The sequence below is a fragment of the Bordetella genomosp. 12 genome (assembly GCF_002261355.1).
GTDB lineage: Bacteria > Pseudomonadota > Gammaproteobacteria > Burkholderiales > Burkholderiaceae_B > Bordetella.
This window is the reverse complement of the sequence record NZ_NEVU01000003.1, coordinates 1,225,399-1,240,604: the sequence shown is the minus strand read 5'-3', so window position 1 is coordinate 1,240,604 and position 15,206 is coordinate 1,225,399. Positions and strand designations below refer to the sequence as shown.

At 61.0% G+C, this 15,206-nt stretch carries 14 protein-coding genes and 1 pseudogene; 7 read left to right on the top strand and 8 right to left on the bottom strand.

Annotated elements, in window-relative coordinates:
• The 5 genes and pseudogenes from CAL22_RS17830 to CAL22_RS21485 form a co-directional block, all read right to left on the bottom strand.
• Positions 1-1,569, bottom strand: coding sequence for an ABC transporter substrate-binding protein (locus CAL22_RS17830; RefSeq protein ID WP_094815568.1), 1,569 nt, complete (start codon positions 1,567-1,569; stop codon positions 1-3).
• Positions 1,570-1,821: 252 nt separating this feature from the next.
• A complete protein-coding gene (locus tag CAL22_RS17825) occupies positions 1,822-2,760 on the bottom strand; it encodes a LysR family transcriptional regulator (RefSeq protein ID WP_094815566.1) in 939 nt (312 codons plus the stop codon).
• A gap of 286 nt (positions 2,761-3,046) precedes the next feature.
• Positions 3,047-3,802 carry an SDR family NAD(P)-dependent oxidoreductase gene (locus CAL22_RS17820; RefSeq protein ID WP_432264312.1) on the bottom strand — a complete coding sequence of 252 codons (756 nt, stop codon included), beginning with the start codon at positions 3,800-3,802 and terminating at the stop codon, positions 3,047-3,049.
• 123 nt (positions 3,803-3,925) lie between these two features.
• A complete protein-coding gene (locus CAL22_RS21375) occupies positions 3,926-4,441 on the bottom strand; it encodes an IclR family transcriptional regulator domain-containing protein (RefSeq protein WP_244193934.1) in 516 nt (171 codons plus the stop codon).
• A gap of 114 nt (positions 4,442-4,555) precedes the next feature.
• A pseudogene (locus CAL22_RS21485) lies at positions 4,556-4,837 on the bottom strand (helix-turn-helix domain-containing protein); the annotation flags it as partial.
• A 160-nt stretch (positions 4,838-4,997) separates the two neighbouring features.
• Between CAL22_RS21485 and CAL22_RS17810 the strand changes: the two are divergent.
• Genes CAL22_RS17810 through CAL22_RS17780 form a run of 7 tightly spaced genes read left to right on the top strand, consistent with a single transcriptional unit; the run spans position 4,998 to position 11,035 of the window.
• Positions 4,998-6,311 carry an MFS transporter gene (locus CAL22_RS17810; RefSeq protein WP_244193933.1) on the top strand — a complete coding sequence of 438 codons (1,314 nt, stop codon included), beginning with the start codon at positions 4,998-5,000 and terminating at the stop codon, positions 6,309-6,311.
• 36 nt (positions 6,312-6,347) lie between these two features.
• Positions 6,348-7,163 (top strand): 2-keto-4-pentenoate hydratase, encoded by an 816-nt coding sequence (locus CAL22_RS17805; protein WP_094815562.1) that lies wholly within the window; start codon positions 6,348-6,350, stop codon positions 7,161-7,163.
• Positions 7,164-7,183: 20 nt separating this feature from the next.
• A complete protein-coding gene (locus tag CAL22_RS17800) occupies positions 7,184-7,951 on the top strand; it encodes a 2-keto-4-pentenoate hydratase (RefSeq protein ID WP_208622026.1) in 768 nt (255 codons plus the stop codon).
• A gap of 17 nt (positions 7,952-7,968) precedes the next feature.
• Positions 7,969-8,274, top strand: coding sequence for a YciI family protein (locus tag CAL22_RS17795; protein ID WP_094815560.1), 306 nt, complete (start codon positions 7,969-7,971; stop codon positions 8,272-8,274).
• Positions 8,275-8,286: 12 nt separating this feature from the next.
• Positions 8,287-8,982 carry a hypothetical protein gene (locus CAL22_RS21035; RefSeq protein WP_143276986.1) on the top strand — a complete coding sequence of 232 codons (696 nt, stop codon included), beginning with the start codon at positions 8,287-8,289 and terminating at the stop codon, positions 8,980-8,982.
• Entirely contained in the window at positions 8,979-9,866 is an 888-nt protein-coding gene (locus CAL22_RS17785; protein ID WP_094815556.1) for a fumarylacetoacetate hydrolase family protein, read from the top strand. The genes CAL22_RS21035 and CAL22_RS17785 overlap by 4 nt, the downstream gene beginning before the upstream one ends.
• Positions 9,863-11,035 carry an iron-containing alcohol dehydrogenase gene (locus tag CAL22_RS17780; protein ID WP_094815554.1) on the top strand — a complete coding sequence of 391 codons (1,173 nt, stop codon included), beginning with the start codon at positions 9,863-9,865 and terminating at the stop codon, positions 11,033-11,035. Before CAL22_RS17785 ends, CAL22_RS17780 begins: the two co-directional genes overlap by 4 nt.
• A gap of 30 nt (positions 11,036-11,065) precedes the next feature.
• On the opposite strand, the gene CAL22_RS17775 is transcribed toward CAL22_RS17780, so the two are convergent.
• The 3 genes from CAL22_RS17775 to CAL22_RS17765 form a co-directional block, all read right to left on the bottom strand.
• On the bottom strand, positions 11,066-13,525 hold the full coding sequence (locus CAL22_RS17775; RefSeq protein ID WP_094815552.1) for a TonB-dependent siderophore receptor: 2,460 nt from the start codon (positions 13,523-13,525) through the stop codon (positions 11,066-11,068).
• Positions 13,526-13,640: 115 nt separating this feature from the next.
• Positions 13,641-14,618, bottom strand: a complete 978-nt coding sequence (locus CAL22_RS17770; protein ID WP_094815550.1) for a FecR domain-containing protein — start codon at positions 14,616-14,618, stop codon at positions 13,641-13,643.
• Positions 14,615-15,136, bottom strand: coding sequence for a sigma-70 family RNA polymerase sigma factor (locus CAL22_RS17765; RefSeq protein ID WP_094816770.1), 522 nt, complete (start codon positions 15,134-15,136; stop codon positions 14,615-14,617). The genes CAL22_RS17770 and CAL22_RS17765 overlap by 4 nt, the downstream gene beginning before the upstream one ends.
• Between the last annotated feature and the right edge of the window lie 70 nt (positions 15,137-15,206).

Genomic DNA, 15,206 nt, shown 5'->3' with positions numbered 1-15,206 from the left:
CTAGGCCTTGTCTTTCTGGCGCAGCTTGGCGCGCGACAGCGAGACCCGATCCAGCACGCCATCGAGCCTGGCGTTGTAGACGGCGAAGGTCTGCGGCGCGGCGATGCCGACCGAGGGAATATCGTCGTAGACGAGCTTCTGGATCTCGAAGTAAAGCGCTTGACGCCGGGCGACATCCGGCTCCGCGCCGGCCTCCTCGAACAACTGATCCACGCGCGCACTGTGATAATGCGCGGCGTTGGACCAGGGAACGCCGGGTTTGAACGCTTTGGACCAATAGCCGCGCTGCACCCCGTCCGTCGGGTCGTAGCCATTGGCCAACTGCTCGACCTCGATGTCGAAGTCGCGCTCGCCGTACACCTTGGTCACGTAAGTGGCGTAATCGTAGGGAACGATCTGGCCGCGCACGCCTATCCTGTCGAGCGCGGAGCGCAGGTATTCCGCGACCTTGCCGGGTTGATCGGAGAAGGGGTTGTAAAGAATCCGCACACTGAAGCGGCTGCCGTCCGGCTTGCGCCCGTGGCCGGCCTCGTCGAGCAAGCGGTTGGCAAGATCCAGGTCGAACGCATAGGGTTGTATGCTCGCGTCGTGGAAATCGGGCAGGTTAGGGCCAATGACCGACGGCGCCGGTCTGGCGTAGCCGCGAAACACCGTCGAGATCACTTCCGGGATATTGATGGCATGCGCGATGGCCTTGCGGACACGGATGTCCTGCAGCAAGGGCTTGTCCAGGTTGTAGAAGAACTGGATGTGCGGCCCGCCGAGATCCTTGACGTCGTCGACCACGGTGAGCTTGCTCAGCTTGCGCAGGCGATCCACCTCGGAGATCGGCACGCCTGGCCCGCCGATGTCCAACTCCGCCGTCTCTAGCGCGGCCACGCGTGCGCCAATGTCTGGAATAAAGCGCAAGACGACGCGGTCAACCTGCGGATCCGCGCCGCCCCAATAGTCGGGATTGCGCTCCAGCAGTACATGACTGCCTCGGGCCCATTGCTTGAAGACGAAAGGGCCGGTGCCGACGGGAGCTGACTGAGCCGGGTTGGTCGCCAGGGGCACGCCGTCATACAGGTGCTTGGGAAAGATCGGCGCGCCCGCTCCGAGCGCGCCATACAAGTAGGGCGCGGGTTTGGAGAACACAAGCACCGCCGTTGAAGCGTCGGGCGTCTCCACATCGACCAGATTGGCGAAGGTCGATTTGCGCCGGGGATGGACCTTCTTCAGTGTCAGCAGGGAGTAGGCGACATCTGCCGAGGTGAAGGGCTTGCCATCGTGCCATTTCACGCCTTTGCGCAGATGAAACGTGTGCCGCAGCGCGTCCGGGCTTTGCTCCCACGACACGGCCAGGGCTGGCACCAGCTTCAGATCGGCGTCATGGTCGACCAGCCCTTCGAGAATCTTGGCGGCGATGGCCTCCGGCCCGTTGCGGTCGATCTGCGTCAGGACAGCGGGCTCGTTGGCATACTCGGTCACCGTGCCGGCGGACTTGCCGAAAACGATCGTAGGAATGGCGCCTTGCGCGATCGCTGCCAAACCCATCAAGAGATTGAACCGCCTGCGTGTGAAAAGCATGAGATGTCCCGCCTTGCGCGGAGAGGATTCAGAAGACTGGGAATCCTATATTTCATCGCTGAGGCGGTCTAATCAAAAGAAAACATATGAATATCCACCGCGCAACGAACGCCATCGGTCTCGCAGCCCAGGCCGCGAGCCGCGATACAACCTGGGGCGATTAAACGATGCAATCACTGCGGCCGGCGCCGCAGTGATTTTCTTATCACCAGAAAATCATTGGCGTGCCGGAGATGGCGCGGCCCGTGCCGTTCAGGGCTGCGCGGTGATGATGCGCCCGCCGAGCAACTTGGTTTTGACCAGCGCTTGCAAAACCGTGATGAGCGCCTGGCCGACGGCTTGTGCGGCTGCGGTTTGGGCTTCGCCCGGCACACGGACGATGGACTGCACGCGCGTGATGGCGGGCCGGATCACTTTGCGTTCCGCGATGGCGGCGTCGTGCATGCCCAGGTCGAGGGTGGCGCTGGCCGGAAGAATCGCAAAAGCCAGACCCTCGCGCACCAGCGCATAGTTCAGGTCGGGATCGTTGACCTCGTACTTCACATTGAGCGGGCAGTTCAGATCGATGGCCGTGCGTTCGATCAGCCGGCGCAGATCATGATCTCTGTCCGGTGCGACCAGCGGGCGCGAGCCGATGGCGGAAAAGGCGATGGTCTTGCCCGGACGCTCGAAGAGCGAGGCCCGGCCGAACAGCGAGAACCCTTCTTCGTAGATGGGGGTGCAATCCAGCCCGGGCAACTCGAATGCGTTGGGCATCAGGGCCACATCCAGTTGGCGGGTTTCCAGCGCCGTGCGCACTTCGCTGGACAACGCTGACGACAGCAGCAAGCGTACGTCCGGCAGCTCGCGCTCGACGTGGCGCAACAGCGGCGCGACTAGCACCCGCGCCAAGGAGCGCGAGAGGCAGACCCGCACCGGGCCGCGCGGCTTGCCGGGCGGGCCCGCCACATCGGTTTTCAAAGCATCGAGCTGCTCCAGGATGGAGGCAGCCCGTTGTTTGAGGCGCTCGCCCGCCGGCGTCAGTGTGACGCCCTTGGCGCGTCGGTCGAACAGCATCACGCCCAGTTCGGACTCCAGCGACGCGACGTGCTGGCTCAACGCCGGCTGCGCCACGCGCAAGGCCGCCGACGCGACCGAGAAGCTGCCGCAATGCGCGATTTCCAGAAAGTACCGCAGCTGCCGAGGAGTCATTGCCGGAGTGAGTGCTTCGAGGTGGTGATGTTAGCTAAACAGGGTAGTGTTGGCGTGCCGGCTGGACCGACAATCAAGCCCGGCACTTTCCCTATGGGACGATTGTGAACTGGTGATGTCTGGCACGGGACTGCCGAGAAAACGCTTCAAGGGCAGCGTACCAGCCCTTAGATTAACTCTTGATTATCGTGGTGCGGCGACGCTTGAGGGCATCCGTCTGACTGATGGGGCAGGGGGAGCATGTCGCAAACCTGGGGAGGTATGCGCGCACGCTGCCACCAGGATGCTAGTAGGTGGCCCGGCCGCCCGACAGATCGAAGACCGCCCCTGTATTGAACGAGCATTCTTCACTGGCCATCCAGGCTACGAGTGCTGCCAACTCTTCAGGTTGGCCCAACCGTCCCATAGGAATTTTCGACTGGAGCAGATTCTTAAAATCCTGGTCGTTTTGTTTGAATATGTCCGTCTCGATCGCCGCGGGAGCAATGCAGTTCATGAGTACGCCTGTACCAACCAGTTCCTTGGCTATTGATTTTGTCATCGCTATCACCGCACCCTTTGATGCTGCATAGGCGGAAGCCGTAGCGTTACCCTCTTTCCCTGCAATGGAAGCGATATTGACGACGCGTCCGTAGCCACCTTGGATCATGCCTGGCAGAACAGCTCGGCAGCATTGAAGAACACCGATCACGTTGATCTCAATGACTTGACGCCATTTTTCCAAGGGGTACTCCCAAGCAGTGGCGTTGGGCCCTGCGATGCCAGCGTTATTGATCAATACATCCACTGGGCCGAATGCTTCAATTGACTGCTGGAGTTCGTGCGCCAATATTGTTGGGGCGCACGTTACGTCAACGGTGGAGAACCGCGCGTGAGATCCCAAAGAGTCTGCTGCTTCTGTGCCGCGGATTGTATCGGTATCCCATAACGTGACGCGGGCGCCACTGGCGTGCAGGCGCTGAACGATCGCGAGTCCGAGGCCATTGGCTGCTCCGGTCACGATTGCGTGACGGTTATTCATGGCGATGCGATTTTGCTGCACGGCGACTCCTGATATCTATCTTTGAGGGGGAGTGCGCATTATCTCGATGGGGCGGCCTGGTAAGATTTTCGCCTGCCTTAATGATTCCATAATATGGACGTATTGTGCTCGTGAAGGACGTTACTAGTCTGGTGTCAAAGGTGTTTGTGCTGAGGGCGGTTTGAGAATCGCGGCTAGGGCGTCTGCTTTCTCTCGCACATAGGCTGCGATTTCCAGGCAGCGCTCATGGTCCATGCGTGCGTTAGTCCCGGCTACGCTGATCGCTGCGAAAGGGATATGTTGGCTCGTTGTTAGGCTGACGGCCACTGCCTTGGTGCCAGGAGGAACTCCGCCGTCTCGCAGCACGAAGCCACGCTCACGGGCCTCTGCGAGGCGCTCGGAGGTCAGTTTCAGATCGATGCCCATGGCCTCTGCTCGCCGTCTGTCCCAGGAGAGAATTCGTGTGGCGGTGGCTTCAGGCAGGGCTGCCAGCATTGCGATGCCTGACGTGATGGCGCTTAAGGGGCGCCGGTCGCCCTCTTCGATGGCCAGTACTTGTATTGGAAATCGGCCCAGGCTACGCGCTACGCAAATGGAATCGAGGCCGGAGCGAATCGAGAAAAATGCGGTCTCGCCGAAACGGGTGCTGATATCGGCCAAGGGGCCTTCAACGCAGCGAAGCAGCGCTGGCAGTGCTGGCCTGGCGAGTGCCAGCAGGCTTACTTGCGGGCCTATGTAGTAGCGGCCAGAGCTCGTCGAGCGTTTTGTCAGCCCCTCCGCTGTGAGCACATTCAATAGCCGATGGACCGTGGGGCGGGCGATGCCCGTGATGTCTGAGATCTCGGTCAGTCTCAGGCCTCGGAGTCGGCCGTGAGCGACTGCCTGAAGGACGGAGATTGTGCGGCGAATGCTCTGGGCGCCGTCCTCTGCGGGCACTGTGGGAGCTGATGCAAGCAGGAGTCCATCGGCGCTGCTCGGCGACCAGCCCTCCGCCGCTGCGGGTTCTTGGTGGTCTGCGTCCTCGGGGTGCTCGGAAGGTGGTGGTGTGGTGGTCATGGGTGTCGGCCGGAGCGATGGGCGTGTTGGGGCTTTCATTATATGGAAGTAAAACGCCTGGAAATCATCTAATTTCCAGGCTTGATACCTATACTCAGCGCACATCGTCGACGTGGTGATACCCCGGGAGCCACGTCAGAAAAAACACTGGAGACTGTTTATGCCGACCCCCGCGTCATCGCCGCGCAGCGAGGAAGCCGTGACCATGGTGTCATGGGTTTCAGAACTGAATCAAAACGAAAAAAAGACCATGGCCGCCACTTTCGGTGGGTGGACGCTCGATGCCTTCGACGTAATGCTCTACAGCTTCGTCATGTCTACCTTGATTGCCACGTGGGGAATTAGCAAGGGAGAGGCTGGATTGCTGGGTAGTGCAGCGCTGCTCTCCTCATGCGTTGGCGGCGTTCTTGCGGGCTACCTTGCCGATCGTTTCGGACGCGTTCGAATCCTGCAAGTGACCATTGTTTGGTTCTCCTTCTTTACCTTGCTGAGCGCCTTTACCCAGAACTTTGATCAGCTTCTCATCATGCGTGTGTTGCAGGGCATCGGGTTTGGCGGTGAATGGGCATGTGGCGCAGTGCTGTTGAGCGAAACGATTCGGGCAAAGTATCGCGGCAGAGCACTATCGGTCGTGCAATCCGGGCATGCGTTTGGATGGGGGCTGGCTGCGATTCTGTATTGGGCCGTATTTTCTCTGGTTCCGGAGCAATGGGCCTGGCGCGTGATGTTTGCGTTGGGAGTCTTGCCAGCCTTTTTTGTGCTTTACGTTCGTAAGCACGTGCGGGAGCCTGAGCTGTTTCAGCGCGATGCCGCCAAAAACGATGAGCAGCAAGTGTCGCGTCTCGCCGTGTTCACTCAGCCCGGCGTGTTGCGCTATGTCTTTTTTGGTTCCTTGCTGACCACGGGCTTGCAAGGCGCCTACTACGCGATGACAACCTGGTTGCCCACCTATTTAAAGCAAGAGCGCGGTTTGTCCGTGTTTGGTACGAGCGGGTACACCCTCGTATTCATCGTAGGCAGCATTCTTGGGGTCTGGGCGGGCGGATTTATTGCCGACCGCTATGGTCGAAAAAAAGCCTTTGCGTTGTGCGCGGTGCTATCAATAGCGCTCACATACTCGTACATGGTACTGCCGATCAGCGACACGGCGATGTTGTGGTTGGGTTTGCCGCTTGGGGCCGTGGTGGCAGGAGGTTTTGGTCCTTTCGGCGCCTATCTGGCCGAGTTGTTCCCCAGTCGTGTCCGGGGTACCGCGCAAGGACTGACATACAACGCTGGACGAGCCGTTGGCGCGCTGATGCCGGCATTGATCGGCTTCTTGTCAGCCAAGATGGCTTTGAACGTTGCCATCGCAGTCTTCACTATGGGCGCCAACGTGCTGTTGCTCCTGGTTCTGTTGTTTCTGCCGGAAACGCGCGGCATGGACCTGGCTGCACGAGACAAAGAGTCAGAACGCAACGCTCGCTCATCCTGAATCGCATCTTACGTATCACCGATCGGAGTTCATCCAATGCGTGCTTCCCGACAGACCGACCGTGCCGCCATCGAGTCGGCCGCTCGCTTCATATACGACGCTAGATTGAGCGGTATTCCTTGCCAGCCAGTGGGGGGGCTGCTCGAACCGGGGGACATCGCTGCCGCTTACGCGGTACAGGAGGTCAATACGCAACGGTGGATAGCGGAGGGACGCCGCCTGGTTGGTCGCAAGATTGGCCTTACCTCGAAGTCGGTGCAGCGCAATGCCGGTATTGATCAACCGGATTACGGCATGCTGTTTGCCGACATGGAGATTCCTAGCGGGGAAGTATTGCCGGGTCGTTCTATGAATCTTCCTAAGGCCGAAGGCGAGATAGCGTTCATGGTTGGGGCGGACCTCACTCTTGAGGACATCACTTTGGGGGAGTTGATCGGCCGACTCGATTATGCCTTGCCTGCGGTGGAGATCATCGATACCCGGTATATCGGCTGGGATTTCGGCATCGAAGACACCATTTCCGATAACGCCTCGTCGGGTTACTACGCGCTGGGAACACGCCCGGTGAGCCTTGCTCACCTCGACCTGGAACTCGTAGGGATGACGGTTGAGCGGAATGGGGAGGGGGTGTCATTTGGCGCGGGCGCTGCTTGTATGGGGAATCCTTTGCAGGCTGTGTTGTGGCTAGCGCGCATCATGGTCAAGTTGGGACGCCCGCTGCTTGCCGGAGACCTCGTGCTGTCCGGGGCTCTGGGGCCGATGGTATCGATGCGGCCCGGTGACGACATTTGCATACGCATCTCTGGCCTGGGTAGCGTCGCGGTCAACTACGGCACTGATTCGGCGAAATAGAAGAAACAAGGAGTTTTGTCATGACGGACAATGATATGACCACTCTGGCAGATCGGCTTTGTGCCGCAGCGGAAAGTGCGCGGCCCATTCCACAGCCGGGATTCTCCATGACGTCTACCCAGGCCTATGAGGTCCAAAGGCGCTTGGTCGAAAAGCGCCTTGCCAGCGGTGAACGCAGGCTTGGCATCAAAATGGGTTTGACTAGCAAAGCTAAGATGGCCCAGGTCGGCGTGGATGAAATGAGTTGGGGAAGATTGACCGACGGCATGTGCATCGAAGATGGTGGGTCGATTTCTCGTTCGCGCATGATTCACCCCCGAGCCGAGCCAGAAATCGCATTCCTACTGAAAGCGCCCCTCAAAGGTAAGGTGACTCCTTTGCAAGCCTGGGCTGCCGTGGGCGGCGTGGCCGCTGCCGTGGAAATCATAGATAGCCGTTACGAGAGCTTCAAGTTCCGCGCTGCAGACGCTATTGCAGACAACACATCATCGTGCGGCGTGGTACTGGGTCCTTGGTTCCCGCCGACCGTTGACGTCTCCAATCTGGGGATGATTCTGGAAGTGAATGGCCAAGCGCGGGAGATCGGTTCAAGTGCCGCGATCTTGGGTCATCCGAGCCGCTCTCTGGTTGCGGCCGCTGAGCTTGTGACGCGCTATGGCGGTGAGTTGTTGGCGGGTGACATTCTCATGTCTGGAGGCGCCACGGCGGCCGTGGCATTACAGGCAGGAGATAGGGTGAGGTTGCGCGCCGAGACGCTGGGCGGTTGTGTCTTTTCCATTATCCAGTAAGCAGGAATCCACTTGTTATGCAATTCATAGTCCTATGCCGGATGCGAGATCCTTTGGATGCAGAGACGCAGCGTAAACGTCTGGAGCTAAGGCCAGCGCATATTGAACGTGCCGCCAAATTCCAGGCGATGGGAAAGCTCCTGATCGGGGGGATGATTAAGGACACTCATGAGAATCCCGCCGGTTCTGGCGCGATCTGGAACGTCGACTCGCTGCAGGAGTTAGAGGGAATTCTTGCTGACGACCCGTGGCGAGTTTCTGGCGTCTGGCACGACATCGAGATTGTTCCCTTCCGGGTGGCAGAACACTTTTTGAATCATTGAGCTGGAGCTACTGTGCTTTTCTCTTTTCGTATCATTGAAGACAAGCTTGGCAAGGGCAATAGCCCGGTGTTTCTTCCGCGCGCGGCGCGCGGTGTCTATGTGGTTGCGGGTGACGTCACGATTGAGACTGATTGTTCGCGGCAACTGGTTCGTGCGGCGTCATCGTGGATCAATGAAACTGCTGCAACCTTCCACGCCGGTTCGAGTGGAACCCACCTGCTGCGTTGGGAGTTGGTTTCTCTAGGCGGCGGATACACGGGTCGTCTGAAGTCCGCGCCGGAGTCCGAGTCAGTGGTCCGGATGGACTGCGAAGTGGATCTCGATCCCGCATTTGAATGGCTGTTGCGCTGTGATCAGGTGAGCTTTCCGGCTGGATCGGCGGCCCCGGTGCATATGCATCAAGGCCCAGGATTGCGTTACGTATTGACCGGAGAGCTTGATGCTATCGGTCCGGGCGGCGTGCGGCATATCCACAGGCCAGGCGATGTTTTCATCGAGAATGGAATCGATGAGCCCGTGTCTGCAGTAATGAGTCAAACAGAGACGACAGCTTTCGTCCGTGGTTTGCTTCTGCCACGATCCGTGAAGGGACTCGGCTCTACCAGGTTCGTGCACGCCGAAGATCGCGTTGGTCCGAAGAGCCAGACCTATACCGTATTTGGGGAGCGCTATATCTCTCTACCAGGCCACTCGCAGGGGACAGTATGAAACTCGTTTCATTTCGCGGGGAGAATACAAGCCAGTTGGGGGTCCTTGAAGGTCAGCAAGTGATTGCGCTGCAGGCCTTGGATCCTGCGTTGCCGCAGGATATGAACGAATTACTATCCGCCGGATCCGGGGTTATTGAGCACATCCGCTCACGCCTGGACCAATGCAATGCAGAGCGCCTGCCCCTGGCGAAGTTAGAGTTGCTTCCGCCCTCTCAGCATCCGGGAAAGCTAATTTGTATCGGTTTGAATTACATCGATCATGCTTCCGAAACTGGGTTCGAGAAACCAGACTATCCAGTGGTTTTCTTGAGAACGACCACGACGTTGGTGGGGCATGACGCTCCAATAGTGCGTCCTGCTGTGTCTCAGGAACTTGACTACGAGGGGGAGTTGGCGGTCTTCATCGGTCGACGGTGTAGCGGGGTGAGTTACGACGACGCGCTGGATTATGTTGCTGGCTATTCAGTATTCAATGATGCGTCTTTACGCGATTATCAATTACGCACGCATCAGTGGACGATGGGGAAAAATTTCGATGCGACCGGAGGGTTTGGCCCTTGCTTCGTGAGCGCAGACGAGCTGCCTAAGGGCGGCGCAGGTCTGTCAATACAGACACGCTTGAATGGGGAAGTCGTACAACAGGCCAACACGGACGACATGATATTCAATGTCGCGCGACTCATTGAGCTTCTCTCCGAGGTTATGACACTTCTGCCGGGAGATGTGATTCTCTCTGGGACGCCTTCGGGAGTTGGGGCGGCTAGGACTCCGCCGTTATGGATGAAGCCAGGCGATGTTTGCGAGGTTGAAATTGAGGGGGTTGGACTGCTGAGGAATAGCATTGTTCAGGCTGGGTACGCCACACGAGGAGAGGCAAAGTGAGTGCCTCCTCCGGATCGACATCGTTCACCTTTAAAACGGTGGCGTCAGTGATATGCGGTGTTGGCCGCAGCGCCGAGCTTCACGACACCTTGGCCTCGATGACTCCGGGGCGACGAGCCGTAATCGTGACGGATGCGGTGATTGCGGCTAGCGGCATGCTGCGCGTCCCAATAGACGCGCTTCGTAAGGCCGGTTGGCAGGTCACCACGCTCGACGGCGTGGTGGCAGATCCTCCAGAGGAGGTCGTGCTGGCGTTGGCGGCAGCGGCAGAGCAGGCGGGCGCCGACGTGATCATTGGCTGGGGAGGCGGATCGTCCATGGACAGTGCGAAAGTCCTGGCGCTGCTCTTGGGCAGCAAGCAGGCGCTCAATCAGCTCTACGGTATCGGTAAAGCTGATGGTCCGCGGCTGCCGTTGTTGCAGGTTCCCACAACGGCGGGTACTGGCTCCGAAGTCACGCCCATTGCCATATTGAGCGTGGGCGAAGGCGTCAAGGCCGGTGTTGTTTCTGATTTGTTGTATGCCGATGCGGTGGTACTGGATCCTGCCCTAACAGTCGGTCTTCCTAAAGCCGTTACCGCTGCAACGGCCATCGATGCGATGGTGCACGCGATCGAGGCGTACACGACAGCTCGCTTGAAGAATCCGATCTCTGATCATTACGCATTAGCTGCGCTGCGCATGTTGATAAGCAACATTGAAGCGGTTCTGGAGGACGGTGAGAATCTTCAGGCCAGAGAGGCTATGTTGCTTGGCTCTATGTTCGCGGGCCAGGCTTTTGCTAATGCCCCTGTCGGGGCGGTGCACGCTTTGGCCTATCCAATTGGTGGGCGTTTTCATATCCCGCACGGTTTGTCGAATGCTCTGATGTTGCCGCATGTCATGCGATTCAATTTGCCAGCCTGCGCATCGCTTTACGCCGAGCTGTCCCATGGCTTGGCTTTACCGGCAGCAGGGCAAGGAGATGAGGCTGCAGCGATTTTGATCGAGCGTATGGAGCAGATCATTCAGATCGGAGACATACCTCTCCGGCTGCGAGATGTCGGTATAGAAGAGCGCGACCTGGAGGGTCTGGCTGAGGACGCTATGGCGCAGCAACGGCTCCTGATAAATAATCGGCGCCCAGTAGGAATGGGTGACGCGCTGTCTATTTATCGGCAGGCATTTTGAAGTTGGCGGCAGGGCCGAAGCCCTGCCTGTTCACCAACGATAGCTCGCCGTGCCGATGATGCGGCGCGGTTCGCCGTAGAAGCAGCCTGTGGTGCAACTGCCGACATACGTCTTGTCGAACAGGTTGGTCACGTTGAGCGCCAGGCTCCAGGGGCCGGTGGTATAGCCGGCCATGGCGTCGACCAGGGTGAAGGCCGGAACGTTGAAGTCGCCGGTGTTGGGCTTGGTCGAGCTTTGGTAGCGCACGCCCGCGCCGAGTTTGAAGCCGGGCAGGCCGAATTGGCCGAAGCTGTAGTCCGCCCACACCGAGAACTGGTGAAAAGGTATGCCGGGTGAGCGCAGGCCGACTTGTGCGGGTTGCAGCGGGCTGGCTTTGGTCGTGCGCGCGTCGGTGTAGCCATAGGCGGCGATCAGGTTGGTGCTGCTGCCGATGCGGCTGCGCGCTTCGAGTTCGAAGCCGCGCGAGCGCACCTCGCCGATCTGCGCCGAGTAGCTGGGATCCACCGGGTCGGTGACGGAGACTTTCTGGCGGGTCAGTTGGTAGGCGGCGATGGAGATCAAGGTGCGCGAGCCCGGAGGTTGATAGCGCAGGCCGATTTCGTATTGGTCGCCGGTTGACGGTTCGAAGCGCGAGCCCTGGCGATCGGTGCCCGTGGTGGGCTCGAACGATTGGCCGAAGCTCAAGAACGGAGCCAGGCCGTTGTCCGCGAGATAGACCAGCCCGGCGCGGCCGGTGAAGGCCTGGCTGGTTTCGTTGTCGACGGACTTTACGCCGGTGTAGAGATTGCTTTGGTTATCGCGGGCATGGTCGTAGCGGCCGCCGAGCAGGATCACCCATTTGTTGGCGATCTTGATCTGGTCCTGCAGATAGACGCCCAACTGGGTCGTGTCGGCGTTGTATGACCACCAGTCGTCGCGCGTGGGCGCGCCCAGCGGGCTGCCGTAGACCGGGTTGTAGTAATCGATATTGCTGGCGCTTCGGTCGTAGCGTTCGGATTGGTTTTTGGGGCGGGTGTAGTCAAAGCCTGCCAGCAGGGTATGGTCGACCGCGCCGTGCGAGGCGCGGATCTGCACCGAGGTGTCGGCCACGATGGCCGATGAGCGCTCCCAGCGCAGCGTGCCGCCTCGGTAGGCCGATGTACGCTGATCGGCGGCCAGCCCGGAGACCCAGACCTGGGGGAAGTCGCTGCGCGAATGGAAGTAGCGCAGGCTGTTCTTGAACGTCACCTGGTCGTTGAAGGCATGCTCGAACAGATAGCCCACCGAGTAGCGCTCGACGTCGAACTTGCTGTAGCCCGGCTCGCCCGTGAAGCGGTTGCGCGGGATACGTCCGTAGGGCGTGGAGAAGATCGTGCCGTCGGCGGGCAGCCAATAAACGTAGTTGGTCTTGTCCTTCTGGTAATCGGCCAGCAGCGTGAGCGAGGTCGAGGCATTGGGCTGCCATTTCAGGGCGGGGGCAACGAAGCTGCGGTCGTCTTTGACATGGTCGACGAAGGTGTCGCTGTCGCGTTGCAGGAAGGTCAGCCGGTATGACCAGACACCGTCATCGTCGAGGGGGCCGCCCAGGTCGCCCGAGATCTGTTTGCGGTCGAAGTTGCCGAGCTCGACATTCAGTTCGCGCAGCGCATAGGGCGTGGGGCGTTTGCTCACCATATTGACCAGGCCGCCAGGTGCGGCCGAGCCGTACAGCACGGAGGAGGCGCCCTTGAGGACTTCGATGCGCTCCAGGCCGTAGATTTCCTGTTTGCCGTTGAACGCATTGACGGTGTATTTGGTGCCGTCGCGATAGAAACTGCCGGTGCCCGCCTGGGCCTGGAAACCCCGAATGTAGAGGGTGTCCTGCACGCGCGAGATGCCCTCGAACCGGCTCACGCCGGCGACATAGCCCAGGGCGTCCTGCAGGTTCTGGGCCTTGAGCGTTTCGATTTCTTCGGCGCCGACCACCGAGATCGATTGCGGCGTTTCGATCAGCGGGGTGTCGGTTTTGGTGCCGGTGGCGCTGAGCGTGGCGGCATAGCCGGTAAAGCGCCCCGTGGCGCTCTCGCCCTGGCCGGTGACGTTGACCGGCGCCAGTGTCACGCTGTCGGCCGCACCGGCGGCTCTCAAGGTGTAGCTGCCGTTGGCCTCCGGCTCGGCGCGCAGGCCATGGCCGCGCAGCAGTTCGGCGAAACCCTCGGCCACGCTGTAGCGCCCGTTCAGGCCCGGGCTCTGCTTGTCCTGCAGCAGTTTGGCATCCATGGTGAGCTCCACTCCCGCTGCGTTGGCGTAGGCAGTGAGCGCCTGGCTCAACGACGCCGCAGCGATGGCGTAGGCGCGGGCCTGTGGCGTGGCCTGGTTTTGGGCCGCGGCGCCGGCCGTGGCCAACGCCAGTGTGGTGCTTAGTAGCCAGGCCAGGTGGGCGGCGCGGCGTTGCCGGCCCAGGGCGGAGTCAGCGGCCGTGGAGCGCGCGGGGGGGCGGCGGTGTTCAGGACGGAAGGGATGAGAGGGCATGCGTGAAGCCTTGCTGGTCAGGAACCAAGGTGGATGGGGTCACCTTGTATTCCGTTCGAGCACGGCCAAAGGGCCAACGGTTGCCTCAAAAAAATTGTAACGGCCGGCCGCGGGGCTAGCTCGCCGCGCGCACGCTGACCCAATAGCGGGTGCGGTAGATCACGTCCACGGGCAGGGCGCGGGTCAGGTTGTGCAGGGCCCGGTCGGTGTCGCGCAACGAGAACACCCCGCTGACACGCAAGCCGCCGACGGCAGGATCGCAACGCAGCAGCCCCTTGCGGTAGCGGCCGAGCTCGGCGAGCAGGGCGTCGAGCCGCATGTTGTCGGCGATCAGCACGCCCTGCGCCCAGGCGGCAGCCTGCTCCGAGACGGGGGCAGGCGCATCCACGGCGTACTGCGTAAAGCGTGTTCCCTGGCCGGCGTCGACGCGCACGACCGGCCCGCCGGCGCGGATTTCGACGGCGCCTTCGAAGACCGCCACGCGCGCGGCGTCGGCGTCCTCGCGCACGGTGAAGCGCGTGCCCAGCGCCTGCACGGTGCCGTGGCGGGTGCTGACCCGGAAGGGCCGGGCCGGCTGGTGGTTGTCGGGCGCGGTGGCGACCAGGATTTCGCCGGCCCGCAGCACGAGCAGCCGCTCGGTGCCGCTGTAGCGCACGTCCAGCGCAGTATCCGTCGCCAGCACGATTTGCGTGCCGTCGGGCAGGGTGAGGGCCTGGATCTCGCCGGTCGCGGTGCGGTGGTCGGCCGTGGCCCGTTGCCAGGTGTCGCTGCGGTGCACGACGTAGCCTGTCCCCAGAACCAGCGCGCCCAGACTCAAGGCGCGCAGCGCGCGCCTGCGGCCGTTGGCCAGCGGCTGATGCAGGGCCAGGCGTGCCGCGTCTGGCGGGACGCTGCCGAGCTTGGCTTCAAAGGCGATCAGGCGTTGCCAGGCTTGCTCGTGGTCGGGGTGGCGGGCACGCCAGCGCTCACAGGCCCGTTGATCCTGCTCGCTGGCGTCGTCCGACCAGAGCTGGGCGATCCATTCCGCAGCCTGGCGCATAACGCCAGGATCGATGGGCCGCGGCGAGGCGGGGGGGCGGGCGGTGTCGCTCATGCGCCTTGACCCGGGTCTGCCTCATAGCAGGCCAGCAGCGCCGTCGCGATGTATTTTTTCACGGAGGACGTGGAAACGCCCAGCCGCTGGGCGATCTCGGCGTAGCTCAGGCCGTCGAGCTTGCACCACAAGAGCGCCATGCGGACTTTGGCCGGCAGGCTGTGCAGCAGCCTGTCGACTTCCATCAGGGTCTGGATGACCTGCGCGCGCGCCTCTTCGGAGGGGACATGCGTGGCGGGCGATTGTGCGAGGGCATCCAGATAGGCGGCCTCGATCTTGCGTCGGCGATGCAGGTCGATGGCCAGGCAACGGGCGATCTGCACCAGATGCTGACGCGATTCCTGCGGTTCAGGCAGGTGGCCGGTCTTGAGCAACTGCAGATAAGTGTCGTGCGCGAGATCCGCCGCGTCGAACGCATTACCCAGGCGGCGGCGCAACCAGGTGCGCAGCCAGCCATGGTGTTCGGCATACAAGTGCTCGAGCCTGGGCCGAGAACCGGCGAATTCGGTAGTGGACATGCGGGCGCCCCGGATGCGAGACGCCAGCCGGGCGCCTTCGGATAGGTTGAGAATAATACTCATTATTTAT

Bases quoted from the DNA above. Each gene is read 5' to 3' on its own strand.
- CAL22_RS17810 (WP_244193933.1), top strand. From the start codon at position 4,998: ATGCCGACCCCCGCGTCATCGCCGCGCAGCGAGGAAGCCGTGACCATG.
- CAL22_RS17830 (WP_094815568.1), bottom strand. From the start codon at position 1,569: ATGCTTTTCACACGCAGGCGGTTCAATCTCTTGATGGGTTTGGCAGCG.
- CAL22_RS17795 (WP_094815560.1), top strand. From the start codon at position 7,969: ATGCAATTCATAGTCCTATGCCGGATGCGAGATCCTTTGGATGCAGAG.
- CAL22_RS17770 (WP_094815550.1), bottom strand. From the start codon at position 14,618: ATGAGCGACACCGCCCGCCCCCCCGCCTCGCCGCGGCCCATCGATCCT.
- CAL22_RS17785 (WP_094815556.1), top strand. From the start codon at position 8,979: ATGAAACTCGTTTCATTTCGCGGGGAGAATACAAGCCAGTTGGGGGTC.
- CAL22_RS17800 (WP_208622026.1), top strand. From the start codon at position 7,184: ATGACGGACAATGATATGACCACTCTGGCAGATCGGCTTTGTGCCGCA.
- CAL22_RS17825 (WP_094815566.1), bottom strand. From the start codon at position 2,760: ATGACTCCTCGGCAGCTGCGGTACTTTCTGGAAATCGCGCATTGCGGC.
- CAL22_RS17775 (WP_094815552.1), bottom strand. From the start codon at position 13,525: ATGCCCTCTCATCCCTTCCGTCCTGAACACCGCCGCCCCCCCGCGCGC.
- CAL22_RS17765 (WP_094816770.1), bottom strand. From the start codon at position 15,136: ATGTCCACTACCGAATTCGCCGGTTCTCGGCCCAGGCTCGAGCACTTG.
- CAL22_RS17805 (WP_094815562.1), top strand. From the start codon at position 6,348: ATGCGTGCTTCCCGACAGACCGACCGTGCCGCCATCGAGTCGGCCGCT.